The sequence below is a fragment of the Lentzea sp. NBRC 105346 genome (assembly GCF_030269605.1).
GTDB lineage: Bacteria > Actinomycetota > Actinomycetes > Mycobacteriales > Pseudonocardiaceae > Lentzea.
Map to the genome: position 1 here is coordinate 196,666 of NZ_BSTQ01000017.1, position 25,582 is coordinate 222,247.

At 69.8% G+C, this 25,582-nt stretch carries 28 protein-coding genes; 12 read left to right on the top strand and 16 right to left on the bottom strand.

The window, feature by feature from the left end; translation table 11 throughout:
• The first annotated feature begins 5 nt into the window (after window positions 1–5).
• A complete protein-coding gene (locus QSK35_RS31990; protein ID WP_285751349.1) occupies window positions 6–1,571 on the top strand; it encodes an alkaline phosphatase D family protein in 1,566 nt (521 codons plus the stop codon).
• Here QSK35_RS31990 and QSK35_RS31995 read toward each other — a convergent pair.
• Window positions 1,551–2,288, bottom strand: coding sequence for a maleylpyruvate isomerase N-terminal domain-containing protein (locus QSK35_RS31995; RefSeq protein WP_285751351.1), 738 nt, complete (start codon window positions 2,286–2,288; stop codon window positions 1,551–1,553). The genes QSK35_RS31990 and QSK35_RS31995 overlap by 21 nt on opposite strands.
• Window positions 2,285–2,719: an SAV_6107 family HEPN domain-containing protein gene (locus QSK35_RS32000; protein ID WP_285751353.1), complete on the bottom strand. Its 435-nt coding sequence runs from the start codon at window positions 2,717–2,719 to the stop codon at window positions 2,285–2,287. The genes QSK35_RS31995 and QSK35_RS32000 overlap by 4 nt, the downstream gene beginning before the upstream one ends.
• A 201-nt stretch (window positions 2,720–2,920) precedes the next feature.
• Between QSK35_RS32000 and QSK35_RS32005 the strand changes: the two genes are divergently transcribed.
• Window positions 2,921–3,430 (top strand): YbaK/EbsC family protein, encoded by a 510-nt coding sequence (locus QSK35_RS32005; protein WP_285751354.1) that lies wholly within the window; start codon window positions 2,921–2,923, stop codon window positions 3,428–3,430.
• Window positions 3,427–3,987 carry a GNAT family N-acetyltransferase gene (locus QSK35_RS32010; protein ID WP_285751357.1) on the top strand — a complete coding sequence of 187 codons (561 nt, stop codon included), beginning with the start codon at window positions 3,427–3,429 and terminating at the stop codon, window positions 3,985–3,987. The genes QSK35_RS32005 and QSK35_RS32010 overlap by 4 nt, the downstream gene beginning before the upstream one ends.
• A gap of 760 nt (window positions 3,988–4,747) precedes the next feature.
• Here QSK35_RS32010 and QSK35_RS32015 read toward each other — a convergent pair.
• Entirely contained in the window at window positions 4,748–6,415 is a 1,668-nt protein-coding gene (locus tag QSK35_RS32015) for a DUF885 domain-containing protein (protein ID WP_285751359.1), read from the bottom strand.
• 95 nt (window positions 6,416–6,510) lie between these two features.
• Between QSK35_RS32015 and QSK35_RS32020 the strand changes: the two genes are divergently transcribed.
• Entirely contained in the window at window positions 6,511–7,167 is a 657-nt protein-coding gene (locus tag QSK35_RS32020; RefSeq protein ID WP_285751360.1) for a DUF3153 domain-containing protein, read from the top strand.
• Here the strand turns inward: QSK35_RS32020 and metF are convergent.
• Window positions 7,164–8,048: a methylenetetrahydrofolate reductase [NAD(P)H] gene (gene metF, locus QSK35_RS32025; protein WP_285751361.1), complete on the bottom strand. Its 885-nt coding sequence runs from the start codon at window positions 8,046–8,048 to the stop codon at window positions 7,164–7,166. The two genes, QSK35_RS32020 and metF, sit on opposite strands and share 4 nt — an antisense overlap.
• A gap of 103 nt (window positions 8,049–8,151) precedes the next feature.
• On the opposite strand from metF, the gene QSK35_RS32030 reads away from it, so the two are divergent.
• On the top strand, window positions 8,152–9,222 hold the full coding sequence (locus QSK35_RS32030; RefSeq protein ID WP_285751362.1) for a polyprenyl synthetase family protein: 1,071 nt from the start codon (window positions 8,152–8,154) through the stop codon (window positions 9,220–9,222).
• A 90-nt stretch (window positions 9,223–9,312) separates the two neighbouring features.
• Here the strand turns inward: QSK35_RS32030 and QSK35_RS32035 are convergent, their stop codons facing one another.
• The gene (locus QSK35_RS32035) at window positions 9,313–10,038 is read right to left on the bottom strand and encodes an ABC transporter permease (RefSeq protein WP_285751365.1); all 726 of its coding nucleotides are present in this window, start codon (window positions 10,036–10,038) and stop codon (window positions 9,313–9,315) included.
• Window positions 10,038–10,715: an ABC transporter ATP-binding protein gene (locus QSK35_RS32040; RefSeq protein ID WP_285751367.1), complete on the bottom strand. Its 678-nt coding sequence runs from the start codon at window positions 10,713–10,715 to the stop codon at window positions 10,038–10,040. The genes QSK35_RS32035 and QSK35_RS32040 overlap by 1 nt, the downstream gene beginning before the upstream one ends.
• A gap of 79 nt (window positions 10,716–10,794) precedes the next feature.
• Here QSK35_RS32040 and mptB point away from each other — a divergent pair, with 79 nt between their 5' ends.
• Together mptB and QSK35_RS32050 are read left to right on the top strand one after the other, a co-directional pair.
• Window positions 10,795–12,291: a polyprenol phosphomannose-dependent alpha 1,6 mannosyltransferase MptB gene (gene mptB / locus QSK35_RS32045; protein WP_285751369.1), complete on the top strand. Its 1,497-nt coding sequence runs from the start codon at window positions 10,795–10,797 to the stop codon at window positions 12,289–12,291.
• The gene (locus tag QSK35_RS32050) at window positions 12,288–13,145 is read left to right on the top strand and encodes a phytoene/squalene synthase family protein (protein WP_285751371.1); all 858 of its coding nucleotides are present in this window, start codon (window positions 12,288–12,290) and stop codon (window positions 13,143–13,145) included. Before mptB ends, QSK35_RS32050 begins: the two co-directional genes overlap by 4 nt.
• On the opposite strand, the gene QSK35_RS32055 is transcribed toward QSK35_RS32050, so the two are convergent.
• The gene (locus QSK35_RS32055) at window positions 13,138–13,548 is read right to left on the bottom strand and encodes a hypothetical protein (RefSeq protein ID WP_285751372.1); all 411 of its coding nucleotides are present in this window, start codon (window positions 13,546–13,548) and stop codon (window positions 13,138–13,140) included. The two genes, QSK35_RS32050 and QSK35_RS32055, sit on opposite strands and share 8 nt — an antisense overlap.
• Before the next feature lie 71 nt (window positions 13,549–13,619).
• Complete coding sequence (locus QSK35_RS32060) at window positions 13,620–13,985, bottom strand: Rv2175c family DNA-binding protein (RefSeq protein ID WP_285751374.1); 366 nt, start codon at window positions 13,983–13,985, stop codon at window positions 13,620–13,622.
• A 77-nt stretch (window positions 13,986–14,062) separates the two neighbouring features.
• On the opposite strand from QSK35_RS32060, the gene pknB reads away from it, so the two are divergent.
• A complete protein-coding gene (gene pknB, locus QSK35_RS32065) occupies window positions 14,063–16,015 on the top strand; it encodes a Stk1 family PASTA domain-containing Ser/Thr kinase (RefSeq protein WP_285751375.1) in 1,953 nt (650 codons plus the stop codon).
• 57 nt (window positions 16,016–16,072) lie between these two features.
• Here pknB and QSK35_RS32070 read toward each other — a convergent pair whose 3' ends face one another.
• Window positions 16,073–17,461 (bottom strand): class II 3-deoxy-7-phosphoheptulonate synthase, encoded by a 1,389-nt coding sequence (locus QSK35_RS32070; RefSeq protein WP_285751376.1) that lies wholly within the window; start codon window positions 17,459–17,461, stop codon window positions 16,073–16,075.
• 116 nt (window positions 17,462–17,577) lie between these two features.
• On the opposite strand from QSK35_RS32070, the gene QSK35_RS32075 reads away from it, so the two are divergent.
• Window positions 17,578–18,585, top strand: a complete 1,008-nt coding sequence (locus tag QSK35_RS32075; RefSeq protein WP_285751377.1) for a DUF2891 domain-containing protein — start codon at window positions 17,578–17,580, stop codon at window positions 18,583–18,585.
• 377 nt (window positions 18,586–18,962) lie between these two features.
• Here the strand turns inward: QSK35_RS32075 and QSK35_RS32080 are convergent, their stop codons facing one another.
• The 3 genes from QSK35_RS32080 to QSK35_RS32090 form a co-directional block, all read right to left on the bottom strand.
• Window positions 18,963–19,988, bottom strand: coding sequence for a 6-phosphofructokinase (locus QSK35_RS32080; RefSeq protein WP_285751378.1), 1,026 nt, complete (start codon window positions 19,986–19,988; stop codon window positions 18,963–18,965).
• A gap of 103 nt (window positions 19,989–20,091) precedes the next feature.
• Entirely contained in the window at window positions 20,092–20,604 is a 513-nt protein-coding gene (locus QSK35_RS32085; RefSeq protein WP_285751379.1) for a polyadenylate-specific 3'-exoribonuclease AS, read from the bottom strand.
• A 22-nt stretch (window positions 20,605–20,626) separates the two neighbouring features.
• Window positions 20,627–21,358 carry a lysophospholipid acyltransferase family protein gene (locus QSK35_RS32090; protein WP_285751380.1) on the bottom strand — a complete coding sequence of 244 codons (732 nt, stop codon included), beginning with the start codon at window positions 21,356–21,358 and terminating at the stop codon, window positions 20,627–20,629.
• 188 nt (window positions 21,359–21,546) lie between these two features.
• On the opposite strand from QSK35_RS32090, the gene QSK35_RS32095 reads away from it, so the two are divergent.
• The 3 genes from QSK35_RS32095 to QSK35_RS32105 all read left to right on the top strand — a co-directional run bounded on the left by QSK35_RS32095 (window position 21,547) and on the right by QSK35_RS32105 (window position 22,627).
• Window positions 21,547–21,975: a hypothetical protein gene (locus tag QSK35_RS32095; RefSeq protein WP_285751381.1), complete on the top strand. Its 429-nt coding sequence runs from the start codon at window positions 21,547–21,549 to the stop codon at window positions 21,973–21,975.
• A gap of 76 nt (window positions 21,976–22,051) precedes the next feature.
• The gene (locus tag QSK35_RS32100; RefSeq protein ID WP_285751382.1) at window positions 22,052–22,174 is read left to right on the top strand and encodes a hypothetical protein; all 123 of its coding nucleotides are present in this window, start codon (window positions 22,052–22,054) and stop codon (window positions 22,172–22,174) included.
• A gap of 297 nt (window positions 22,175–22,471) precedes the next feature.
• Window positions 22,472–22,627, top strand: coding sequence for a hypothetical protein (locus QSK35_RS32105; protein WP_285751383.1), 156 nt, complete (start codon window positions 22,472–22,474; stop codon window positions 22,625–22,627).
• A 1-nt stretch (window position 22,628) separates the two neighbouring features.
• Here QSK35_RS32105 and QSK35_RS32110 read toward each other — a convergent pair whose 3' ends face one another.
• The 4 genes from QSK35_RS32110 to QSK35_RS32125 are packed head-to-tail and all read right to left on the bottom strand — an operon-like array spanning window position 22,629 to window position 25,572.
• Entirely contained in the window at window positions 22,629–23,597 is a 969-nt protein-coding gene (locus tag QSK35_RS32110; RefSeq protein ID WP_285751384.1) for an ROK family glucokinase, read from the bottom strand.
• Complete coding sequence (locus QSK35_RS32115) at window positions 23,591–23,938, bottom strand: hypothetical protein (RefSeq protein ID WP_285751385.1); 348 nt, start codon at window positions 23,936–23,938, stop codon at window positions 23,591–23,593. Before QSK35_RS32115 ends, QSK35_RS32110 begins: the two co-directional genes overlap by 7 nt.
• A gap of 6 nt (window positions 23,939–23,944) precedes the next feature.
• Window positions 23,945–25,150: an ArsA family ATPase gene (locus QSK35_RS32120; protein WP_285751387.1), complete on the bottom strand. Its 1,206-nt coding sequence runs from the start codon at window positions 25,148–25,150 to the stop codon at window positions 23,945–23,947.
• On the bottom strand, window positions 25,147–25,572 hold the full coding sequence (locus QSK35_RS32125; RefSeq protein WP_285751388.1) for an SRPBCC family protein: 426 nt from the start codon (window positions 25,570–25,572) through the stop codon (window positions 25,147–25,149). The genes QSK35_RS32120 and QSK35_RS32125 overlap by 4 nt, the downstream gene beginning before the upstream one ends.
• Window positions 25,573–25,582 lie beyond the last annotated feature (10 nt).

Below are 25,582 nucleotides of genomic sequence, written 5' to 3' on the forward strand. Positions count from 1 at the left end.
GCGCCATGGCGAAGTTGGTCCTCGGCCCGCTGCTGCGACACGTCGGTGACACCACGGCGACGGTCTGGGTGGAGACCGACGAGCGGTGCACGGTGACGGTCGCGGGCCACTCCGTCTCGACGTTCCAGGTGGGCGAGCAGCACTTCGCGCTCGTGCGGCTGCGTGACCTCGGGCCGCGCACCGAGTACGACGTGCGGCTCGACGGCGAGGTCGTCTGGCCGCTGGCCGGCGACCCGTACCCGAAGCCCACGATCCGCACGAAGGACGTCAAACGCATCCTGTTCGGCTCGTGCCGCGCGGCGAAGCACGACGTGGACAAGCTGGGCCGCGACGCGCTCGACGCCTACGCCACCCGGATGGCGCAGAAGCCTGAGGACGAGTGGCCCGACGCGATGCTGCTGCTCGGCGACCAGGTGTACGCCGACGAGCCGACCGACGCGGCGAAGCGGTGGCTGCGCGAGCACCGGCACGGCACGGACGAGCCCGCCGACGAGGTGGTGCATTTCGCGGAGTACGCGCATCTGTACCTGGAGACGTGGTCGGATCCCGAGATCCGCTGGATGATGTCGACGGTCCCCAGTTCGATGATCTTCGACGACCACGACGTGCGCGACGACTGGAACACCTCGTACGTGTGGCGTGAGCACATGAAGGCGAAACCGTGGTGGCGCGACCGGATTCGCGGCGCCTTGTCGTCGTACTGGGTCTACCAGCACATCGGCAACCTCGGTCCGGACGACCTCGACTCCGACCCGCTGTTCAAGCGGGTTCAGGAACACGGCGGCGACGTGCTGCCGTTGCTGGAAGACTTCGCTGAAGAGGCCGACCGGGAGTCCGGCGGGCGCAAGCCGATGCGGTGGAGCTATCGGCGCGACTTCGACCGGATCCGGCTGCTGGTGATCGACACCCGGTCGGGCCGGATCCTGGAGGACGGCCGGCGGTCGATGGTCGGCGACGACGAGTTCGAGTGGATCGAGGAGAACGCAGCCGGCGACTTCGACCACCTGCTGATCGGGTCGTCGCTGCCGTGGCTGATGCCGCACGCGTTGAGCCATTTCCAGTCGCTCAACGAGATCGGCGCCGCCAAGGCCGGCTGGCAGGGCCGGGCGGCCGAGCGGATCCGGCAGGTGCTCGACCTCGAGCACTGGCCGGCGTTCCGTCAGTCGTTCGACCGGTTGACGCGGCTGGTCCAGAAGGCCGCTTCCGGCGTGGAGACGGTCTGCGTGCTGTCCGGCGACGTGCACCACAGTTATGTGGCCGAAGCCGAATTCCCTGTGCGCACAAGGGGGCGCGCGCTGCAACTGGTGTGTTCGCCGGTGCGCAACGAGCCGCCGGGGTTCATGTTGCCGGCGTTCCGGCTGGCGTGGTCACGGACCGCGGCCCGGCTGCTGCGCAAGCTCGCTTCCCTGGCCGGGGTGCCGGAGGACCTGATGAGCTGGCGCAAGCTCACCGGTCCTCACTTCGGCAACTCCGTGGGGTTGCTGGAGTTCGACGGCGACCAGCCGCGGTTCCGGCTGGAAAGCGCTGACGGGCAACAGAAAACGTCCGTCCTACTTGGTCGCGAGCCTTAGCAGCGCCCACATCTGAGCGATCGCGTCGTGGTCGCCGACCGGGCGGGCGTAGGAGTCCGGCAGGCGTCCCCACAGCCAGCGGTACATGGTCATCGGCTCGGCCGACACCTCGGCGTCCGCGATGTCCGCCTCCTCGTCGGACACCCGTGCCGCGGACGATCCCGTGGGACCGCACCGGGCGAGCCAGGTCTGGCCGCCGGAGCGGACCGCGACCGTGCCGTCACGGGTGCCGCGGACGCCGAGCACGGTGAGCTTGTGCGTGAACCACAACGTGAGCACCTCGTCGATACCGTCGAGCGCGACCTCCTCGTCGACCGGGTCGACGGTCAGTCCGGCGGCGGCCTGGATGTCCATGCGGTGCACGGTCGTCTCGTGCATGAAGCGCCGGCCCCAGAAGCCGTAGTTCTCCTGCTCGGGCCACCAGGTGGCGCACGGATCCTCGGGGTCGTGATCTCCGAGCACCTCCAGCAACGCCGCCGCGCTCGCGAGGACGAAGTCCGGCATGTCCTGTCCTTCGGCCGGATACTGTTGCCACACCGTGGGTTCCTCGCCGAGCCTGATCCACTCGAGCCCCAGCCGGTAGCCGCTGGCGACGTGCCGGACGGTCTCGCCGAGATTGAGTCCGGGGCAGGCGGGAATGCCGCGCTCCGGCCGTTGCCCGCGTGCGGAGGAGGCCAGCAGTGCGGCCTCGGAACTGATCACTTCCAGCGCGTTCACTGCCTCGCCTCGTGCATGATCCGGTCGACGATGCGGACGAACGTGTCCGCCTGACGCACCAGGTCATCCGCGGCGCGCGGCGTGACGTGGCGGGTGATTCCGGCGAGCACCGCCGCGCGCGTCGACGACGCCGACGCGAAGAACGCGGCCCACTCGCGCAATTCCGGCGCGATCGAGGCGAGCAGCACCCACGCACTGGTCGGCTTCGCGCGCCCCCGGTGCGGCCGACCCTTGAGCGCCAGAACCGTTGCGGCGCCACGCAAAGCGGCCAGGTACGCGACCGCGAACCGTTCGGCGGGTTCTGGTGTCCGTTCGGCTTCGGCAATGCCCACGCGCGCCTGGCGAAGCAACGCGACGGCCGAAGCGGGCGGGAGTGGCTTATCCGGAATCGGATTCTGGCCAAGGATCGGGAAGTCGATCGAAGCTGACATCTCGGCCTCCTCGTGGCGTCGGTGAACGACGTCTCCGCCGAGGGGAAGCCGGCGGCTCTCGGAGGTGGGGTGCTTCCCCCACCCCACCTCCGAGGCATTGGAAGTTCGAACACACGTTCGAACCAGCCCAGCGTAACTCCTGCCATGGATAATCTTCAACCCGCCCCACCACGTGGGTGACAGCCGTGGTCTGATGGACTCGTGAGCTCCCTGGACCACCCCGGCATCCGCAAGGTCGCCGCGGCCCTCCCCGCGGCCTCGGCCGCCGAGATCGTCGTGCTCGCGGATGCCGTGCGCACCGCGGCCCAGGCCGCCGAAGCCGTCGGCGTGCCCGTCGGCGCCATCGCCAACAGCCTGCTTTTCGCCGCGATCCGCGACGGCGCGGCCGCACCGCTGCTCGTACTGACCTCCGGCGCGCACCGCGCCGACACCGGGCTGATCGCGGAACTCGTCGGCGCCGACAGCATCAAGCGCGCCGATCCCGAATTCGTGCGCGAGCACACCGGTCAGGTCATCGGCGGCGTGTCGCCCGTCGGGCACCCGGCACCGATCGAGACGTTGGTGGACACCGCTTTGGGCGACTACGAGGTCATTTGGGCCGCGGCCGGCCACCCGCACGCCGTGTACCCCACGACGTTCGCCGAGCTCGTCGAGCTCACTGGCGGCACTCCGGCCGTGGTGGCCTCCGCTCTTTCGGGTCGGGCCTCATGACCGCCTCGCCCCGCCTGGAGCGGATCGTCGAGCTGACCGCGCAGGAGCTGAACGCCCGGCTCGCCGAGGCGCTGTCGCTGTACGTCACGGCGATGAACTACCCGCCGGGCACCGTCGAGCAGCGCGCGCCGATGTGGCTCGCGCACATGCTGCGCGAGGACTGGCGGTGCGTCGTCGCGCTAGGCGAACGCGGCGAGCTCGTCGGCATCGGGTACGGCTACCGCGGCGCCGCCGGGCAGTGGTGGCACGAGCAGGTGCGCCGGGGACTCACCACGGTCGCGCCGCCGCCGGTCGTCGAGGAGTGGATGCACGACTACTTCGAGCTGACCGAGCTGCACGTCCTGCCCCGCGCTCAGGGGCGCGGACTCGGCGAGGACCTGCTGCGGCGGCTGCTCGACGGCGTGCACACCAAGCACGTGCTGCTGTCGACGCCCGAGGGTCCGAGCAAGGCCTGGAAGCTGTACCGGCGGGTCGGGTTCGTGGACGTGTTGCGCCACTACCAGTTCACCGGGGATCCGCGGCCGTTCGCCGTGCTCGGTCGACACCTTCCTCTCTGATCGCGGCCCGTTGGCCGGGGTAGCGGCTGCGGGGCCTATCGGTGCCGCGAGGCCTGCGGATTCTGCGAGGCCTGCGGATTCTGCAAGGCCACCGGCTACGCGATGCCACCGGCACGGCAGTGCCCGCCGGTGCCACAGTGCACGTTGATCCTGTGGCCTCATCGGTGCTGCCGCCCACCGGCACTGCAGAGTCTGTCGACACTGCATCGGCCGGTCGGTCACGCCTGACCGCGGGTGCTGATCAGGCTTCACGTACACCGTCGGCCGACCTGGGGCCGCCGGTCGGGTCTGGCGGTCGCCGGTCAGGTCTGGCGGTCGCCGTCGGCCGAGCCTGGTGGCGAGGCCGTCGGCCGGGGCGGTGGCGCAACAAGAACAGTGCCTGCCCTTGCGGCGTCGCGCCGTCGAGCGATTCGATCACCTCAGCCCCGCTACCGAAGCGTGCAGTGCGGCTGAGGCTCCGGCGTCATCGACCGGCTCCGGCGTCCGGCCGCTGCGTGCGGGCCGGGACGGCTGGGGCCGAACGATCAGCCGTGTCCGAACCATAGCGGACCACCCCGACATCGGCCGGAAGTTATCCACAGTCGGCTGGTCAGAGGCCCATACATGCCACTGGGCACAGGCCCGTGCGTGCCTTGATGCTGCCCCCGCGCGCGCTTCCTTGTTGCGCAACGACGGAACGGGCCCAAAAGTTTCGGGGATTGCCGGGTTGGTGGTGCGAACGGGCCGTTCGCACCACCAAGTCCCGACTGACCTGCGGAAATCAGATTTCCGCGAGGCGCTCCCGCAGCGTGTCCAGGCCCATGGAGCCCATCTCGAGGGCCTCCTTGTGGAACCGCTTGAGGTCGAACGAGGAACCGTGCCGCGCACGGGCGTCGTCGCGGGCCGCCAGCCACAGGCGTTCGCCGATCTTGTAGGCCGGGGCCTGGCCCGGCCAGCCGAGGTAGCGGTCGATCTCGTCCCGGACGTGGGCCGCCTCGGAGAGGGTGCGGGTCAGCATGAACTCGAGGCCCAGCTCCGGGGTCCAGCGCTCGCCCTCGTGGAAGCCGGTGCCGCGCGGGATCTCCAGTTCCAGGTGCATGCCGATGTCGATGATCACTCGGGCGGCGCGGAACAGGTGGGCGTCGAGCATGCCCATCAGGTCGCCGTCGTCGTCGAGGTAGCCGAGCTCGCGCATCAGGCGCTCGGAGTAAAGGGCCCAGCCCTCGCCGTGGCCCGACACCCAGCACATCAGGCGCTGGTAGTCGTTCAGGGTCTCCGACTGGTGCACCGCCGTCGCGCACTGGAGGTGGTGGCCGGGAACGCCCTCGTGGTAGACGGTCGAGGTCTCCCGCCAGGTCGGGTACACCTCCTTGTCGTCCGGCACGGACCACCACATGCGGCCGGGACGGCTGAAGTCAGCGGTGGGCGGCGTGTAGTAGGCGCCGACTCCGCCGCCGGGCGGGGCGATTCGGCACTCCAGGGTCATCAGGGCGTCGGGCAGTTCGAAGTGGACGTCGCGCAGGTCCAGCAGGGCCTTGTCGGACAGCTGCTGCATCCAGTCGCGGAACGCGTCCTTGCCGTGGATGTGGTAGCGCGGGTTCTCGTCCAGGGCTCGGCCGACCTCGGTCAGCGAGGCGCCGGGGAGGATGCGGGCGCCGATCTCCTTCATCTCGGCCTCGATGCCGAGGAACTCCTGCCAGCCCCACTCGTAAGCCTCGGCCAGGTCCAGGCGCGAGCCGGTGAAGAAACGTGAACCGAGGCGGTAGCTCTCCTCGCCGACGGCGTCCTTCGCGGGCGCCTTCGGGGCCAGCTCCGTCCGGAGGAACTGGGCGAAGTCGGCGTACGCCTCGGCCGCGGCGCGGGCGCCCGCCTCCAGGTCGGTGCGCAGTGACGTGTCGACGGTCGCCGGCGCGATCAGGGAGGTGAAGAACGACTGGCCGCCGGACAGGCCCGCCCACACCGAGCACTGCTCGGCGACGCGGTTCACCTGGCGGATGGCCGACACCTTGCCGCGGTCGGCGGAACGGGCGAGTGACGCGCGCAGGTTCGCGATCGCGTCGGGCATCGCCGCCAGGCGCTTGGCGATCACCGCCCACTCTTCGGGGGTCTCGGTCGGCATCTGGTCGAAGATGTCGCGCAGGCTCTGCACCGGGCTCGCGATCACGTTCAGCGAGGCTTCGGTCTCGCCCGCCTCGTAGAGCTCGCGCTCCAGTCCGACGCGCTCCAGGAAGACCGCCTTGGCAGCGCTTTCCGAGCGGTCGGCCGGTTCCGCGGCCTCGATCTCCCGCAGCGCACGGGTCACGATCTCCTGCCGTGCGGCGTGCCCGTCCGGCGAGAAATCGGTCAGCTCCTCGTCGTGGCCGGGGATGCCCAGCGCCGTGGCGGTGATCGGGTCCAGGGCCGCATATTCCGCGACGTACTGGTCGCTGATGCCGTGCACAGATGCCATGCATCGCACGCTACAGCGTTAAGAAGGTAGTTAGTTAGCCTCACGACCTCAGGCGCGGACTGCATCGTTGTAGGCGGGCTGGCAGGATGTCCGCCGTGCGTAGATCCTCGGCGCTGCTCGTGCCGGTCTTCCTGCTGCTCGCGTTGTTCTCCCTCAGCGGTTGCGTGCGCGTGTACGCCGCGATGGCCGTGTCCGAGGACGACCGGATCTCCGGCGAGATCGTGGCCGCGACGCCGCCGACGCAGGACAACGACCCCGGACCGCAGCTGAAGGTGCCGCCCGAGCTGGCCAGCCGGGTGACGACTAAGCCGTACCGCGTCGAGACGTACGCCGGGACGCAGCTGTTCTTCAACGGGCTCACGTTCGACGAGATGCGCACGCTCTCGGTCGCGACGAGCTCGTCGAACAGCCGGTACCAGCTGAGCTTCCGGCGTTCCGGCGACCTCGTGACGATGTCGGGTTCGGTCGACCTCAGCCAGGTGCCCGCCGAACGCGCGGACATCCAGGTGAAGATCAGCTTCCCGGGGTCGGTGGTCAACACCAACGGCCGCGAGGAGGAGCAGGGCACGATCGCGTGGTCGCCGAAGCCCGGTCAGGCGTCGATGCTCAGCGCGACCGTGCGGTACGCGGGCTCGGAGTCCACGTCGTTCTTCGGCTGGGCGATGCTGGTCGCCGGACTCACCGCGGGCGCGGCGCTGATCGTCGTGGTGCTCGCGTTGATCGCGCACAAACGCAGTGCCGTGGCCTACTAGGCCCTGGCGGGAACGAGTCCGAGGCGGGCGAGCACCTCTTTCGTCGCCTTGGACCGGTTCATCGTGTAGAAGTGCAGCGCCGGGACGCCTTCGTCGAGCAGCCGCTGGCACATCTCGGTCGCGATGTCGATGCCCGTCGCGCGGAACCCGGCCGGGTCGTCGGTGTACGGCTCCAGGCGTTTGCCCAGGTCGTCGGGCAGCGGGGCGCCGGACAGCTCGACGATCTTGCGCAACGACCGGACGGTCGTCATCGGCATCAGGCCGGGGATCATCGCCGCCGGACAGCCCGCGCCCGCGACGCGGTCGCGCATGCGCAGGAACGGCTCGGGCGCGTGGAACAGCTGCGCGATCGCGTAGTCCGCGCCCGCGTTGAGCTTGCGCACCAGGTACTTGACGTCGTCGTCGAGGTCCATGGAGCGCGGGTGACCGTACGGGAACGCGGCCACGCCGACGCAGAAGTCGCCCAGTTCCCGGACGAGCCGGACGAGCTCCTCCGCGTAGTTAAGACCTTGTGGGTGCGCCACCCACTCGCCCATCGGGTCACCGGGCGGGTCGCCGCGCAGCGCGAGGACGTTGTGCACGCCGACGGCGGCGTACCAGCCGATCACGTTGCGCAGCTCGGCGACGGAGTGGTCGACGGCCGTGAGATGCGCCACGGGCAGCAGCGTCGTCTCCTGCGCCACCCGGCCGGTCGCACGGATCGTGCGGTCGCGGCGCGAGCCGCCGGCGCCGTAGGTGATCGAGACGAACGCGGGGTCGAGCGACTCCAGCTCGCGGATCGCCTTCCAGAGGACCAGCTCATCGGCGGCGTCCCGGGGCGGGAAGAACTCCACGGAGAACTTGATCCCCTCACCGCGCAGCCGCTGCACCACCGACGTCATGCCGCCCAGCCTAGTGGTACGCCCGTCCAGTGGGACTGTAGTCCGGATGGTGGACGCCTACCCGGTCAGCGGGCCCGTGGGGTCTCGGGCGACGATAGGGAACGTGTCCCACCACCCTCTCGACCTAGCGCTGCCCAAGCATGTCGAACACGCGCTGACCGAATACCTCGCCACCCGCCGGGCGTCCGGCGAGGCCATGGACGCGAGCTTCGCGAGCGCCGTCGACGCGCTCGCCGACTTCGTGCTCGGCGGCGGCAAGCGCATCCGGCCGACCTACGCGTGGTGGGGGTGGCGCGGAGCGGGCGGCGACCCGGACGGCCCGCTCGCGCAGGCCGTGCTCACCGCGGTCAGCTCGCTGGAGCTGATCCAGGCGTGCGCGCTGATCCACGACGACCTGATGGACGCCTCCGCCGTGCGGCGCGGGAAGCCCACCGTGCACGTCGCGTTCGCTGCGCGGCACGCCGAGCAGGGCTGGCACGGCGGTTCGGACCGCTTCGGCATGGCCGCGGCCGTCCTGATCGGCGACATCGCGCTGGCCTGGGCCGACGACATGCTGTTCGCCGCCGGGCTGCCGGCCGAGGTGCTGCGGCGGATGAGCGAGCCGTGGCGGGACATGCGCACCGAGATGCTCGCCGGCCAGTACCTCGACGTGCTCACCCAGGCCAAGGGCGACTCGTCCGCGGACGCCGCGCTGCGCATCGACCGGCTGAAGACCGCCGCGTACACCGTCGAACGCCCGCTGCACATGGGTGCCGCGATGGCGGGCGGCTCGCCGGAGCTGATCGCTGGGCTGCGGGCGTTCGGCGCCGACATCGGCGTCGCGTTCCAGCTCCGCGACGACCTCCTCGGCGTCTTCGGCGACCCGGCCGTGACCGGCAAGCCCGCCGGCGACGACCTCGCCGAAGGCAAGCGCACGCTGCTCGTCTCGCTCGGCATGGAGCTGGGCGCGGCCGATATATTGCATTCTGCACTCGGCATGCAGGATATCGACCGCAGCATGGTCGACGAGGTGCGGCGGCAGCTCGTCGCCGTCGGCGCCGTCGACGGCGTCGAGGCGCGCATCGAGGAGCTGACGACGTCGGCGCTCGCGACGTTGTCGTCGACGCCGTTGACCGAACCGGCCGCCGCGAAGCTCTCCGAGCTCGCGATCAGCTCGACCAAGCGGACTTACTGACGACGACGGCGACGACCTCGACAGCCACGGCGCCGATATATTGCATGCTGCATTCCAAAAGCGGAATGCAATATATTGCATCCTCCGGGGTCAGGGTGTCTTGCGCCGCAGGGTGACGGCGCCGAGTACGAGTGCGACGACGGCGCATGCGAGCACGATGAAGAGGTTGCGCAGGAGGGTGCCGTCGACGTCGGAGCTTCGGGTGACGTGGGTCAGGGCGTCGACCGCATAGGAGAGCGGCAGGACGTCGGAGATCCAGTTCAGCACGGTCGCCATCTGGTCGCGCGGCACGAACAGCCCGCACAGCAGCACCTGCGGCATCACGAACGCCGGCATGAACTGCACGGCCTGGAACTCGGTGCGGGCGAACGCCGACGCGAAGAGTCCCATCGCCATGCCGAGCAGGGCGTCGAGGACGGCGATCAGCGTGAGCAGCCCGAGGCCACCCTTGATCTCCAGGCCGAGCCACAGCCACGAGACCGAGGCGGCGACCACGACCTGCAGGATCGCGACGAGGCCGAACGCGATCGCGTAGCCGAGCAGGAGGTCGAGCCGGGCGATCGGCATCGTCATGAGCCGTTCCAGCGTCGTCGTCTGGCGCTCGCGCAGGGTCGTGATCGACGTGACGATGAACATGATCGTGAACGGGAAGATGCCCAGCAGAGCGGGCGCCGCGCGGCTGAACATCGGCTCGGAGTTGAACACGAAACGCAGCAGCACGAGCAGGAACGTCGGCATCAGCACCATCAGTGCCACGGTGCGGCGGTCGTGGCGGAGCTGGGTCAGGATCCGCTGCGCGGTCGCGAGGGTCTTCATCACGCCACCGCCAGCCGGAGGAACGCCTGCTCGAGGTCGTCGGAACCGGTGCGGGCCCGCAGGGCGGCCGGGGTGTCGTCGGCCAGCAGGAGCCCTTCGCGCATGAACAGCAGCCGGTCGCACCGCGCCGCCTCGTCCATGACGTGGCTGGACACGAGCACGGTCCGGCCCTCCTCGGCGAGCGAGTGGAACATCTGCCACAGGTCGCGCCGCAGCACCGGGTCGAGCTCCACGGTCGGCTCGTCGAGCACCAGCACCTGGGGCGAGCCGAGCAGCGCGACGGCGAGACTCGCTCGGGCGAGTTGTCCTCCCGACAGGCTGCCGACCAGTTGATCGCCCTGCGGGACGAGGTCGACGTCCGACAGGACCCGGTCGACGTCGGACGACGGCGCCTCCAGCACGGCGGCGAAGTAGCGCAGGTTCTCCCGCACCGTGAGGTCGGCGTAGACGGCCGGATTCTGGGTCGAATAACCGACCGAACCGGTCACGGACACCGAGCCGGCGGCAATGATCTGCACGCCCACGATCGACCTCAGCAAGGTCGTCTTGCCACACCCACTCGGTCCGATCAGGCCGGTGACGAATCCCGGTGGCACGCTGAAGGTCAGGCCACGCACGACCTCGTTGCCACCGCGAACCACGCGCAGCCCGTCGACCAGGATCGCGAAATTCGACATGCGTTGAGTATGAGGCGGCGTTAACACCTTGTCACTTGCCTGCTGGCACCCGAGTGCGTTGTGCAACGATGTTCCCGCGATGGCAACGACTCCGTCCCTCTCCCGCACGCGCACCACGGCACTCGACGCCGCGCGCGCGAACGCGTATGCCATCCCCGTCCGCACCACGATGCTCGGCGTGCTGGGCGTCGCGCTGGTCGCGATCGGGGGCACCGGGGCGGGCGCCACCCTCAAGCGCGACCCGCTCATCGCGGACACCTCGCTGTCCTGGATCCGCTACGGCCACGGCCAGGATCTCGCCAGCATGCTGCTGTACCTGGGGCTCGGCCTGGTGATCTGGGCGTGGATCCGGCTCGGCCGCCTGGTCCGCTGGGGCCAGGTCTCCAGCTTCGCCGTGCTGGTGGCGGTCGCGGCGTGGACGATGCCGCTGCTGTTCGCGCCGCCGTTGTTCAGCAAGGACATCTACAGCTATCTCGCGCAGGGGCAGCTCGCGCTGACCGGGTTCGACCCGTACGCGGTCGGCCCGTCGGTGCTGCAGAGCACGCTCAGCGAGAACGTCAGCTGGGTGTGGCAGCACACGCCCGCCCCGTACGGGCCGCTGTTCATCCTGGTCGCCAAGGCGATCGTGTGGGCGACCGGCGGGAGCGTCATCGGCGGTGTGGTCGCGATGCGCCTCGCGCTGGCGGTCGGCCTCGCGCTGCTCTGCTGGGCGCTGCCGGGCCTGGCGCGACACCTCGGCGGACGCGGCGACGTCGCCTTGTGGCTGGCCGCGGCCAACCCGTTGATCCTGGTCCACCTCGTCGGCGGCGCGCACAACGATCTGCTGATGGTCGGCCTGATGGCGGCCGGTGTGCTGCTCGTACTCGACCACCGGCACGTCAGCGGCTTCGCACTCGTCGCGCTGGCGTTCTCGGTGAAGGCCACGGCGGTCGTCGTCGTGCCGTTCCTGATCTGGGTGTGGGCCGCACGGCTCGACGGTGACCAGCGCAAGCGGTTCCAGAAGGCGCTCGGCGCCGGGGCCGCGGTGTTCCTCGGCGTGTTCGCGGCGTGCACGCTCGTCGCGGGTGTGGGGCTCGGCTGGATCCCGGCGCTGCGGTCGTCGTCGATGATCGTGAACTGGCTGTCGATCCCGAGCGCGGTCGGCGACTTCGTGCGCATGATCGTCAACTGGTTCGTGCACGTCGACGGCGGCATCTTCATGGGCGTGGCGCGCGCGCTCGGGTCGATCCTGCTGCTGTTCATCGCCTGGCGGCAGTGGCGGGCCGCACGCGAGGGCGGGCCGAACGCGATCCGCTGCGCGGCGATCACGATGCTGGCCGTCGCCCTGCTCTCCCCCGCGACGCTGCCCTGGTACTTCAGCTGGCCCCTTGCGCTCGCCGCCGGGCTCACGTGGACCACGAAGGGCCAGGTGACCGTCGTGCTCGCGTCGGTGTTCCTGCTGCTCGTGACGTTCCCGAACGGCGACACCGCGCTCTACTCGTGGGGGTTCCTGACGCTCGCGCTGGCGGTGTCCGTGCTGGCCGCGCGCTCGCTGGTGAAGCCGGACCCCTTCGGCCTGTCCACTCGATACGAATGAACCTCAACCAGGCGTTCGCGACCTGCCGCCGCATCAACGCCAGGTACGGCAAGACGTTCTTCCTCGCGACCACGCTGCTGCGCCCCGACCAGCGCCCGGCGGTGCACGCCCTGTACGCGTTCGCGAGGTGGGCCGACGAGATCGTCGACGAGGCCGGCCGTGAGCACCGCGGCGAGGAGCTGGACCGGCTGGAACGCCTGCTGGACAAGGAACCCTCGAACGCCGTGCTGCACGCGCTGGCGGACACCACGCGGCGCTACGAGCTCGATCGCGAGCTGTTCACGGACTTCCTGGCGTCGATGCGGATGGACCTGCACGTCACGTCCTACGCCTCGTTCACCGAACTCGGCCGGTACGTGCGCGGCTCGGCCGAGGTGATCGGACTGCAGATGGTGCCCGTCCTCGGCACGGTCGCGCCCAGGGCGGAGGCCGAGCCCTACGCGGCGAAGCTCGGGGTCGCGTTCCAGCTGACGAACTTCCTGCGCGACGTGGGCGAGGACCTCGACCGCGGCCGCGTCTACCTGCCGGCCGACGAACTGGCGGCGTTCGGCGTCGACCGGGACCTGCTCGGCTGGTGCCGGCGCAACAGGCGCCCGGACACGCGGGTGAAGCGGGCGCTGGCGCATCTCGTCGCGCACGCGCACGGGGTCTACCGGGAGGCCGAGCCCGGTATCGCGATGCTGGCGCCGGCGTCGCGGCCGTGTGTGCGGACGGCGTTCACGCTCTACCGCGACATCCTGGAGCTGGTGGACTGCTCGGTGCTCTGGCGGCGCGTCGCGGTGCCGAACGCGCGCAGGCTGGCCGTGGCAGTGCCCGGCGCGGGCCGGGCACTGCTCGCCAAAGTGACTAGATGACTACAACGCCGACGATGTTCGACGTGGCCGAGGCGTACACGCTCGTACCGGGGAAGTAGAGCCGCAGGTCGGCGGACGCGCTGATGGTCAGCCTCGAGGTGAAGGTCGCGTTCGGCTGGCATGACCGCGAGTAGATGTCGGTCCACGCCGTCGCACCGACCCTGACCTGCGCGAAGACAGTGAGGCCCAGCGTCATCTCACGGACTTCGCCCTGAGCGCCCAGCTTGCCCTTGATCTGGAGCTTGTTGCCCTTCTTGAGCTTGACCTGCGCACCACCCGCATCGAGCTCGAGAGTGGTGGGCTTGCCCGACACCGCCGGGGACGCCGAGGCCACGGAAGGCGTGAGCAGCAGCCCGAAGGCCGCCGCGATCGCGATGAACGACCGCACAATCTTGGTGATCATCCTCTAAGTTCAACGGTTCCAGGCGTCCCCCGCTCGGGGAGACGCCTGAAACCAACGCAAAGAGTGAACGGTCAGAATCCGAGGGCTTGAGCCCGCCGCTTTACCTCACGCCCACGGTCTCCGCGCAATGCTTCGATCGGAGTGCCAGGGAGGCTGTCGTCCTCGGTGAACAGCCAGCGCAGGATCTCGTCGGTGGAGAACCCCGAGTCCTTCAGCACGGTGATGGTGCCCGGCAGGCCCTTCACCACGCCTCCGGCGGCGAGGAACTGAGCTGGAACGACGAGAACGCCGTCACGCCGCTCGGCGAGCAGTTGCCCGTCGCGCAGCAGTTGGTGGACCCGGTTCACCCCGAGCCCCAGTCGGTCGGCCACCTCGGGGAGGGTGAGAACCTCCAGGTCGGGGGCCAGTACATCCGCAGCGGCAGGTATCGCACTCACGGGGGTCACGATGCCATAACCGAACTGGGAACGCCCTTCCGCCAACCGGGTCATCCTCGCCTTTACCATCTCGCACTGTGGAGAGGTCGGTTTCGAACTTGATGGGTGGACTGCTCGACCAGCGATACCGGCTGGACGCGGTGCTCGCTCGCGGTGGCATGTCCACCGTTTACCGAGGTCGGGACACTCGCCTCGACCGCCAGATCGCGGTGAAGGTGATGGATCCGTCGCTCTCGAGCGACCCGGCGTTCGTCGCCAGGTTCGAACGCGAGGCGCGCGCGGCCGCACAACTTCATCACCCGGCCGTGGTAGCTGTGCACGACCAGGGCGTCGACGGTGACCAGGTGTACCTGGTGATGGAGCTGATCGACGGCGGCAACCTGCGTGACCTGCTGAACCAGCGCGGCAAGCTCGACCCGTCGATCGCGCTCAGCGTCGTGGGCCCCGTGCTGTCGGCGTTGGGCGTCGCGCATCGCGCCGGGCTCGTGCACCGGGACGTGAAGCCGGAGAACGTGCTGATCGGAACGGGTGGCCAGATCAAGGTCGCCGACTTCGGCCTTGTCCGCGCGGTCGCCGACATCGGTGCGACGAGCGACAGCACCATCCTCGGCACGGTGGCGTACCTGTCACCTGAACAGGTGGAGCGCGGCGTCTCGGATGCGCGCAGTGACGTGTACTCGGCCGGAATCCTGCTCTACGAGGTGCTGACGGGTGAGGCGCCCTACCGTGGCGACACCCCGATCTCGGTGGCCTACCAGCACGTGAACTCCGACGTCCCCGCCATCCCCGGCGTGCCGCTCGCGCTGGACAACCTGGTGCGCAAGGCGACCCGTCGCGACCCGTCGCTGCGGCACCCGGACGCGAACGCGTTCCTGGAGGACCTGGAGCGCGTCGGCGCCGAGCTGGGGCTCACGCCGCAGCCGGTGCCGGTGCCGGGCACGGCGCCCGAGGAGGACCGGACGGTCGTCATGCGCCCGGTGAGCGTCGCGGTCGGCGCGACGCCGCCGTCGGTCGCCGAGGCGACGACGCCGGTGCGGAAACCCGCCACCGCCAACGCGACGAGCGTGATGTCGCGGCCGCAGACGCCGCGCAAGCCGAGGCCCCGGCCGAAGAAGGTCGATCCGGTCGAGGAGGAGCGGCTGCGCAGCAAACGCCGCTTCATCATCTGGACGAGCGTGGTCGCCGTGGTGGCGTTGATCGTCGGCATCTTCTCCTGGTGGCTCGGCAGCGGCCGCTGGACGGCCGTGCCGGACGTCAGCGGGCAGAGCGAGACGAACGCGTCGCAGCTGCTGCGGGACGCGTCGCTGACGGCCATCGTGGTGAAGGAGCCGAGCAACGAGGTGCCGAACGGGCAGGTGCTGCGCACCGACCCCGGCAACGGCACCGAGCTGCTCAAGGGCCAGACCGTGAAGCTCATCGTGTCGCGCGGCAAGCCGGTCGTGCCGTTCGTGAACGTCGGCATCGATGAGGCCGCCGCGATCAGCGAGATCGAGAAGGCCGGCCTGAAGGCGGTCAAGGATCCCGCGAAGGACGCGTTCAGCGACTCGGTGCCGCAGGGCAAGGTCGTCGGTCTCGATCCTCGCCCCGGCACGCAGCTGGACGTCGGCGGCAACGTCACCCTCGTGATGAGCAAGGGCCCGTCGCCGCGCAAGCCGGTGCCGAACGTGACCGGCAAGACGAAGGACGAGGCGTTCCTGGAGATCCAGCGCGCCGGCCTGGAGCCGTTCGAGCTGAAGACCGAGGAGTCCGAGGCCGTCGACAAGGACCGCGTCGTGCGGACCGAGCCGGCCGCGGGCACCGTCGTGACCGGCGGCGACAAGCGCGTCGGCGTCGTCATCTCCAGCGGGTCGGAGACGGTCGAGGTGCCGAACGTGACCGGCCAGAAGATGCGGGACGCGGAGCAGGACCTGGAGAAGCTCGGACTCAAGGTGCGGGCCGAGTTCAACAAGCGCGGGACGTGCGTGAACCAGTCCATCCCGCCGGGCACTCGGGTGCGCAAGGGCACCGAGATCACCATCGTCGGCCTGTAAGGAGGTCGTGAGTGCTTTCCGTCGCTATGACGACGGAAAGCACTCACGACCAACCGTTCAGGAGCGGAGCATTTCCGCGACGAGGAACGCCAGCTCCAGCGACTGCTGGGTGTTCAGGCGCGGGTCGCAGGCGGTCTCGTAGCGGCCGGCGAGGTCCGCGTCGGTGATCTCCTGTGCGCCGCCGAGGCACTCGGTGACGTCCTCACCGGTGAGCTCGATGTGGATGCCGCCGGGGTGCGTGCCGAGCCTGCGGTGCACCTCGAAGAAGCCCTGCACCTCGTCGATGATCCGGTCGAAGTGGCGGGTCTTGTAGCCGGTGGACGACTCGTGCGTGTTGCCGTGCATGGGGTCGCACTGCCAGATCACCTGGTGACCGGACGCGGTGACCTTCTCGACGATGGCGGGCAGCACGTCGCGTACCTTGCCGTTGCCCATGCGCGAGATCAGCGTCAGGCGGCCCGGCTGGTTGCGCGGGTCGAGGCGCTCGACGTACTCGACGGCCATCTCCGGTGTCGTCGTCGGGCCGATCTTGAGGCCGATCGGGTTGGACAGCAGCTCGGCGAACGCGATGTGCGCGCCGTCGAGCTGGCGGGTCCGCTCGCCGATCCACAGGAAGTGCGACGACAGGTCGTACAGGCGCGGCTGGTCGCCCGACGTGTCGAGGCGCAGCATGGCGCGCTCGTAGTCGAGCAGCAGCGCCTCGTGCGAAGCGTAGATCTCGGTGCCATGCAACGACTGGTCCGTCACGCCGCACGCGGACATGAAGCGCAGACCGCGGTCGATCTCGCCGGCCAGCGCCTCGTACCGCTCGCCCGCGGGCGAGGTGCGCACGAAGTCGCGGTTCCAGTCGTGCACGCGGTGCAGGTCGGCGAGGCCGGCGCCGGTCAGCGCGCGCAGCAGGTTCATCGCGGCGCCCGCGTTCGCGTACGCGCGGATCAGCCGCGACGGGTCCGGGATGCGCGCTTCGGGCGTGGCGACGAGCGAGTTGACGATGTCGCCGCGGTAGGAGGGCAGGCCGAGCGCGTCGATGTTCGACGAACGCGGCTTGGCGTACTGGCCGGCGATGCGGCCGACCTTCACGACGGGCACGCTCGCGCCGTAGGTCAGCACGACCGCCATCTGCAGCAGGGTCCGGATGTTCGCGCGGATGTGCGGCTCGGTGTTGTCCGCGAACGTCTCAGCGCAGTCACCGCCCTGCAGCAGAAACGCCTGTCCCTGGGCGACCTGTGCGAGTTGTGCCTGCAGCTGGTCGATCTCGGCGGGCACGGTGATCGGCGGAACGCTCTCGAGCACGGTGCGGACCTTGCGCACCTGGTCCGCGTCGGGCCACTCGGGCTGCTGGGCGGCAGGACGCGCGAGGGCGTCGTCGAGCCGCTTGCGCATCTCGGGCGGCAGCGGCGGAAGCTCGGGAAGCGTGTCGATGGGCACGTCCACGGTCCAGTTCACGCTGCTCAGCTTATTCGTTCCACACTGAGAGACGGGTACGGGTCTGCCAGTTCTTGCAGTTACGTGTGAACGAACAACCCCTGCCCAATTGAGATGACGCTGTGCATCATGACCTGATGGACACCACCCGATTGGATGACAGCACCGCGACCCGGTTGCTGTCGACGGCCGTGGCGAACCTCCAGCGTGATCACCCGGTGCACTGGACTCACCTCGTCTCCGATGACTCCGAGCTCGTGCCGCAACGGGTGCTGCACCCTGTTTTCGCCCGGTCGTTCGACTGGCACTCGTGCGTGCACCAGACGTGGCTCGCGGTGCGTCTCTTACGCCTGCGGCCCTCACTGGAGGGTGCTGACTCGGCGCGATCGGTGCTGTCCTCGTTGATCACTCCGGCGAACTGTGCCGTGGAGGCCTCGTTCTTCGCTTCCCGGGCGGGCCGGTTCTGGGAGCGTCCTTACGGGTGGGCGTGGCTGTTGCTGCTCGACGCCGAGTTGCGTACCGGCGGGATGCCCTGGTCGGTGGAGCCCATCGCTTCGGTGCTGCGGGACCGGTGGCTGGAGTGGATCTCCGCCGCGCGGCTGCCCGTGCGGACCGGTACGCACAGCAACACGGCGTTCGCGACGTCTCTGGTGTTCGACGCCGCGCAGGCGGTCGGGGACTTCGAGCTGGCGTCGGCTTGTCTGGAGGCGGCGCTGCGGTGGCATCGGGAGGATGCCGACTACGGCGGGTTCGAGCCCGACGCCGCTGACTTCCTCTCGCCCGCTTTGATGACCGCCGACCTGATGCGGCGCGCGTTGGATGATGTTGACTTCGCCGCTTGGTTTCTGCGGTTCTTGCCTTCGTTGGAGGAGGCGCGGTGGAAGGGGTTGCGGGAGCCGTTCCCCGTTGACGATCCCTCCGACGCCTACGGGTCGCATCTAGCCGGGTTAGCTTTGTCGCGGGCCTGGAACTGGGAGGCGTTGGCCGGGGCTTTGCCGGCTATGCATCGGTATGCCGAGTTGGCGGCTACTGCTGCGGCGGCGCATCGGGAGGCTGGGTGGCGGTACGTGTTCGGGCACGGGTACATGGCCGATCACTGGCTCGGCACGTTCGCCGCTTACCTGGATGTGGGGGCTCTCACCTAGCCGTTTCCGGTCTGCGGAAACTGTCGGTGGTCGGTGGGAGAATTGAAATCGGGGGTCCCCCTGGGCGGGGGGATGCCTGCGTGAGCGTGGGCTGCACGGGCTTGACCTGCGTGAGCGTGGGCTGCACGAGCTTGGCGCGCTTGGCCTGCGTGAGTTTGCTTGCGTGAGCGTGGCCTGCGCGAGCTTGGCGCGCTTGGCCTGCGTGAGTTTGCCTGAGTGAGCATGACCGGTGCGAGCGGCTCGGCTTCCGGTCGGCCGAAATTGTCAGACCCCGCTGGAAGAATAGAAACCGGGGGTCCCCCGAGGGCGGGGGGACGCCTGCGAAGCCGTTCGGTGCGGCGCACACCCCGCGTGAGGTGTGCGCCGCAACCCTGGGATCAGCCGAAGAAGACCTCGGCCTCGGCGTAGCGCTCCAGCGGCACGGTCTTCAGCTCGGCGGTGGCCTCCGCGAGCTTGACGCGCACGATGTCCGTGCCCTTCAGGGCGACCATGACACCGAAGTCGCCGGCCGCGACCGCGTCGACGGCGTGCAGACCGAAGCGGGTCGCGAGCACGCGGTCGTAGGCGGTCGGCGTGCCACCGCGCTGGGTGTGGCCGAGCACGACGGCGCGCGACTCCTTGCCGGTGCGGTCCGCGATCTCCTCGGCCAGCCACTGGCCGACGCCGCCGAGCCGGACGTGACCGAACGCGTCACGCTCGCCCGAGTGCAGGACCTCGGCGCCGCCCTCGGGCATCGCACCCTCGGCGACGACGATGATCGGCGCGAACTCGGCCTCGAACCGGCGCTCCACCCACTCGACGACCTTGTCGACGCTGAACGGGCGCTCCGGCACCAGGATCACGTTGGCGCCGCCCGCGAGGCCCGAGTGCAGCGCGATCCAGCCCGCGTGGCGGCCCATGACCTCGCAGACCAGGGCCCGGTGGTGCGACTCCGCCGTCGTGCGGAGCCGGTCGATCGCCTCGGTCGCGATGTGCACCGCGGTGTCGAAGCCGAAGGTGTAGTCGGTGGCGCCGAGGTCGTTGTCGATCGTCTTCGGCACGCCCACCACGCCGATGCCGTCGTCGGTCAGCCGCTTCGCGACACCGAGGGTGTCCTCGCCGCCGATCGCGATCAGCGCGTCGACCTCGTTCTCGGCGAGTACCTCGCGGATGCGGTCTACGCCGCCGTCCACCTTGTAGGGGTTGGTGCGCGAGGATCCGAGGATCGTGCCGCCGCGCGTGAGGATGTCCTCGACGTTCTTGAGCCCCAACGGTTTCGTCAGGTTCTCGATCGGTCCCTGCCACCCGTTGCGGAACCCGAGGATCTCCCAGCCATGGGTCTCGATGCCCTTGCGGACGACGGCGCGGATGACCGCGTTCAGACCAGGGCAGTCACCACCGCCAGTGAGCACACCGATGCGCATCTGCTAACCCAATCTCTCTGAGTGGTCTGTGTCACCCAGACTTTCATGACCTGGATCGGTGCAGCAATCAGGGGTCTCAATTACCGGACAGTAAACGGCCCGGTCAGCGGATCGGGAAGCCGAGTTTGCGGCGGTGTTCCTCGATGACCTTCCACCGCGCGAGGTTGTGGCGGGCGTCGGCGAGCGCGTCGTGCGCGTCGGACGGCGGGGCGGGCAGCTTCGGCTTGCCGACGTCCTCCCAGCGCTGCCGCAGGTCGCGGGTGAAGCGGGGCAGGGCGCGCGGCAGCGCGGGCATGGCGCCCCACAGCTGCGCCAGCGCGACGTGGTCGTAGGCCGCGAACCACGCCCACAGTTCGACGTCGTCACGGTTGGCCTTGCGGGCGCCCAGGAAGTCGAGCAGGTCCTCGCGGATGCGTTCGCGGCTGCGCCACGCCTTGTTCGACGGCGCGGGCAGCTGGTTGAGGACGTTCGCGCGCACCCACGGGCCGGCCCGGTCCGGGTCGAACTCCGTGGACACGGCGTAGAACTCGCGGCCTTCGGTGTCGACCACCCCGATCGACACCAGGTCGATCGTCACCCCGTCCTCGATGAACTCACAGTCGTAGAAGAACCGCACCGCGCAACCCTAGGCGCGCGGCTCAGCTCGCCTTCGTCGAGGGCAGGCGATCGGCCGCCTGCACCTGCTCGGGGCCGGTCGCCGCCTCCTTGGCCTTGGCCGCGTAGACGTCCACGTACTCCTGACCGGTGAGCTCCATCAGGGCGTACATGATCTCGTCGGTGATCGACCGCAGCACGAACCGGTCGCCGGACAGGCCCGCGTAGCGGGAGAAGTCCAGCGGCTTGCCGATCTTGATGCGGATCGGGTACGGCCGCCACATCTTGGAGCCGATCGGGTTCGCCTTGTCCGTGCCGAACATCGCGACCGGGATGACCGGCGCGCCGGACTCCAGCGCGATCCACGCGACACCGACCTTGCCCTTGTACAGGCGGCTGTCGGGCGAACGGGTGCCCTCGGGGTAGATGCCGAGCAGCTTGCCCTCACGGACGATGCGCACGCCCGTGTCGAGCGCGCCCTGCGCCGCCGAGGCGCTCGACCGGTCGATCGGCACCTGGCCGACACCGGAGAAGAACCACTTCTGCAGCTTGCCCTTGAGACCGGTACCGGTGAAGTACTCGATCTTGGCGGGGAAGGTCACCCGCCGCGAAAGCATCAGCGGCAGGAAGAACGAGTCCGAGACGGCGAGGTGGTTGCTCGCCAGGATGGCCCCGCCCTCCTTCGGGATGTTCTCCGCACCCTCGATGATCTTCGGCTGGAAGAACAGCCGAAGGATGGGCCCCAGGAAGACGTGCTTCATCAACCAGTACAGCACCTTGGGGAGCGCCTCCCTTGACCCGAACCTTGATCCCGCGACCAGCCTACGGAGGTGACCGCACCTCACACAACGAAGACCCACCGGCTATCGGTACGGGCACAACTGGGCCGACTGCCGTAATCCGCAACACATCGGGGCCGTGCAACGATGAGGGGGCTAGGAACGAACAGGACGAGAGGTTCTGGATGAACGGCAGGCGCGACTCGACGGACGGTCCGGAGAACGTCGACGAGGCCTTCGCCGAGATCGTGGCGGGCCTCGAGGCCGAAGGCGTCGGGAAGAACTGGCTGGACCTCGACGAGGCCGCCGACGAGCCGCTGCCCGAGCCCGAGCCCGCGACCACGGAGATCGTCCTCGACGACGAGCCGGACCCCGCCGACGACGACCACTACATCCCGCCGGAGCCCCCGCCGTTCCCCGTGCTGCGGCCCGGCACCATCGCCGCGCTGATGTTGTTCGTGCTCGGCATCGTCCTGCTCGTCGCGCCGGGGGTTTTCGGCCTCGAACCGCGCATCGGCACGCCGCTGGCGCTGGTCGCGTTGTGCACGGGGGTCGGCTGGCTGGTGCTCCGGATGCGCAACACCCCTCCGCCGGATGACGGCGCCCAGGTGTGATCCGTCACTTTGGTAACGACGTGATAACGGCCACGAATCGGTACCTGAACGATTCAGTGCAGGTTACCGTCGGGGCATGGACCAGATGCAGTACATGATGATGGCCCGCGCTCTCGCGACCCTGAACAAGAAGGACGAGGAGCGCCGCGCGGCCCGCGCCCGTCGCCGTCCCCGCATCCTGCGCAAGCTCGCCCGCTAGCGCTCACGTCGCAGGTCTCCGGTCAGCAGGCCCGACGTAAGCAGGGATCTGGAGTGACGCGTCAGCTGCGGCAACGCTGACGCGGGCGTCCCCCCGCCAGGGGGTCCCCCTGCTTTTGATTCTTCCAGACGGCACCGACAGATCCGGGCCCTGAACCGGAGTTATCCACAGGCCGGGTGGGGTGTCGGCAGAACCGGGTCGGAGTTGTCCACAGGCCGGGTTGCCGTCAGTGGCATCGGCACGGCCGGATCCGGGTATGTCTCAGGCGACAAGTCCCCCAACGCCTTGGGAGGAGACATGCCCTGGGTCCGGCGACACCGCCGCCTCGTGCCGTACGGCTGGTTCCGCACCACCAGCGTCCGCAGCCACTACCGCAGGTCGCCCTACGGCGGTTCGATCATCCCCATCGTGGTGGCCCTCGCGGTGATCGTCCTGCTCATCGTGCTGTTCTGAGTCACCGCGACGAGTTGGGGCTCATCTTGCCCACCAGCTCCCGCGCCAGCGTGGCCGCACCGACGATGCCCGCGTCGTCGCCCAGCTGAGCGGTACGAATACGCGCCAGCGGCCGGTGCCCGGCACCGGTGACGACCGCGGCGTACCGCTCGCGGGCATCGTCCAGGAACAGCGGCGCGGACTCCGAGACCCCGCCACCGATCACGACGACCTCCGGGTCGTACACGTCGGCGACCAGCGCCAGGCCCTCCCCCAGCCACTTGGCGAGCTCTGCCAGCGCGCGCTGCGCCAGCGGGTCGCCGTCGCGGGCGGCGCCGGCGACGCGGCGGCCGGTGATCGCGCGCGAGTCGCCCAGCGCCTCGCGGGCCAGGACCGTGGACACACCGGGATGCTTGGCCAGCAGCTCGACGGCCGTCGCGGACAACGCCGTGCCGCTGCAGTAGCGCTCCCAGCAGCCGTGTTTGCCGCACGGGCACGGGCGGCCGTCCGGCACGACCCGCAGGTGTCCCAGCTCCGGTGCCACACCGTGGGCACCGCGGAAGACCTCGCCGTCCAGCAACAGCGCGCCGCCGATGCCGGTGCCGATCGCGACCAGCACCGCGATCTTGGCGCCACGGGCGGCGCCGAAGCGGTGCTCGGCCAGGGCCGCCGCGTTGGCGTCGTGTTCCAGAACCACGGGCAGACCGAGCCGCCCAGCCATGCGGTCGGCCACGTCGGCGTGCCGCCACGCCAGGTGCGGCGCGAACCGCACGGTCCGGCGGTCGGACGCGACGAAGCCCGCGACCGCGAGACCCACGGCGGACACGGTGTGCCGGGACGAGACCTCCTCGACGGCGGCGACGATCGCGTCCTCCAGCGGGCCCTCACCGGCCGGTGTCGGCGCACGGGACGTGTCGATCACGGAACCGCGCGGATCGACGACACCGGCCCGCACGCTCGTCCCGCCGATGTCGACCCCGACGGTCAGCACGGGCCGCTCCGGCGCACCACCGGGATGTGCTGGACCCGCGGCTCACTGGACCCGGACGAGGGCGGCGGCTCGGGCGGAGGGGTGCCCGGCTCGCGCAGGGCGGCCCGCAGCACGGCGATCAGGCCGGCCGCATGCTCGGCCGCCTTCGACGCCAGCTCGGAACGGTCACCGCGCAGCAGGGCCACGCCGTTGCACAACGGGCACCAGCCGCACGTCTCGGGCGTGTGCGCCTCGGGATCGCCCGCCTCGGCGACCTTCTGCAGCCACGGCTGCACCCGCTCGGCCGCGGCGTCGATCAGCAGCCGCAGCTCCTCGGCCAACCTGCCGGTCTCATCACTCACGCCTGATCACCGCATCCAGAGGGCCGGGTCCGGCCGGAACCGCACCGTCACACCAGAGTCGTCCATCTCCGCACCCGTCACGATGCACCGCTTCAGCAGCGACGGCAGCGCGACCAGCTTGCGCCGCCCGTCCACCGTCAGCGCCAGCTCGTCGCCGACGCGCGCCAGGTCCAGTTCGCTGTCGTCGGCCAGCGGCACCGAGATCCGCAGCGAGTACGAGGCGTCGTGACCGCGGCCGCTGCCGGACACCTCCAGCATCTGGCCGCTGGAAGCACCGCCTTCCAACGGGTCCGAGGTCCCGTACAGGCCTGAAGCGACCTCCAGCAGGGCCGGGATGCCGACGGGCTCGGCCGCGCGGTGATCGACCGTCTTCAGCGTCCCGATCCCGGTCAGCGACGCCAGCACGGCGTCCTGCTCGTGCCTGCGGGTGCGCAGCCACGAGGCCGCCGCGCCGCGGGCCGAACCGGGCGACGGGACGAGTCGGTTCGCGATCACGCCGTCCACGTGGATTCCCTGCAGCGCCAACGCGGTCAGCGTGCGGCGCGTCTCGGCCGCGACGACCCGCTCGGGCGTCAGCACGAGCCGGACCGAGGTCCGCGCCGGGTCGGCGAGCATGGTGCGCAACGCCTCCAGGTGCTCGGCCAGCCGCGACAGGGCGTCCGCCGTGGCGTCCCACTTCTCGACGGTCCCCGTGCCCGCGACACCGGCCAGCAGGCCGCGCACGACCCGCCGGTGCGTGGGGAAGAGCCGTTCCAGATAGCCGGCGAACGCCTCGGGCAACGCCAGCAGCCGCAACGTCTCCGCGGTCGGCCCGCAGTCGACGACGACCGTCTCCCAAGGTCCGGACGACGCGAGCCGCTGCACCTCGGCGAGCGCCAGAAGTTCTTCCACACCGGGAAGAACGGTCAGCTCCTCGGCGTCGATCTCATCCACGCCCGCGCCGGCGAGCATCGTGCGCAGGTGGCCGCGCAGCTCGCCCCACGCGTCGTCGACGAGTCCGCGCGGGTCGATCTGGCACGCGTAGAGTCCACCATCCACTTCGGACGGTTTGGCGCCGAGTGTCGTACCGAGCGCGTCACCCAGTGAGTGCGCGGGGTCGGTCGACACGACGAGTGCCTTGCGTCCGGAGGCGGCGAGCCTGGCACCGGTGGCGGCGGCGAGCGTCGTCTTCCCGACGCCGCCCTTGCCGGTGAAGAGGAGGACTCGGCTCAAGCGGAGGTCTCCACGCGCTTCTTGAGCTCCTTGAGCGCGGTGTCGAGGATCATCTTCTCGGCCTTGCGGCGGAACAGACCGATCATCGGGATCACCAGCTGCACGGAGAGCGTGTAGGTGACCTTGGTGCTGCCGGACCCGGTCGGCTCGAGCACGTAGCTGCCGTGCTGCGCCTTCTGCATGGTGCCCTTGACCAGGTCCCAGCTCACCGACAGACGGTCCGGGGACCAGACGTACTTGAGGACGTACTCGTCCTTCACCGGCCCCTGGTCGATGTTGTACTTGACCTGGTCGTCTTCCAGGATCTCGACCTGCTTCACCCCGTTAGCCCAGTCCGGGTACGCGGCGAAGTCCGCGATGACCGCCATGATCTTCTCTGGCGGTGCGTCGATGACGATGGACTGAGTGGACTCGTCGGCCATGCAGGGCAGG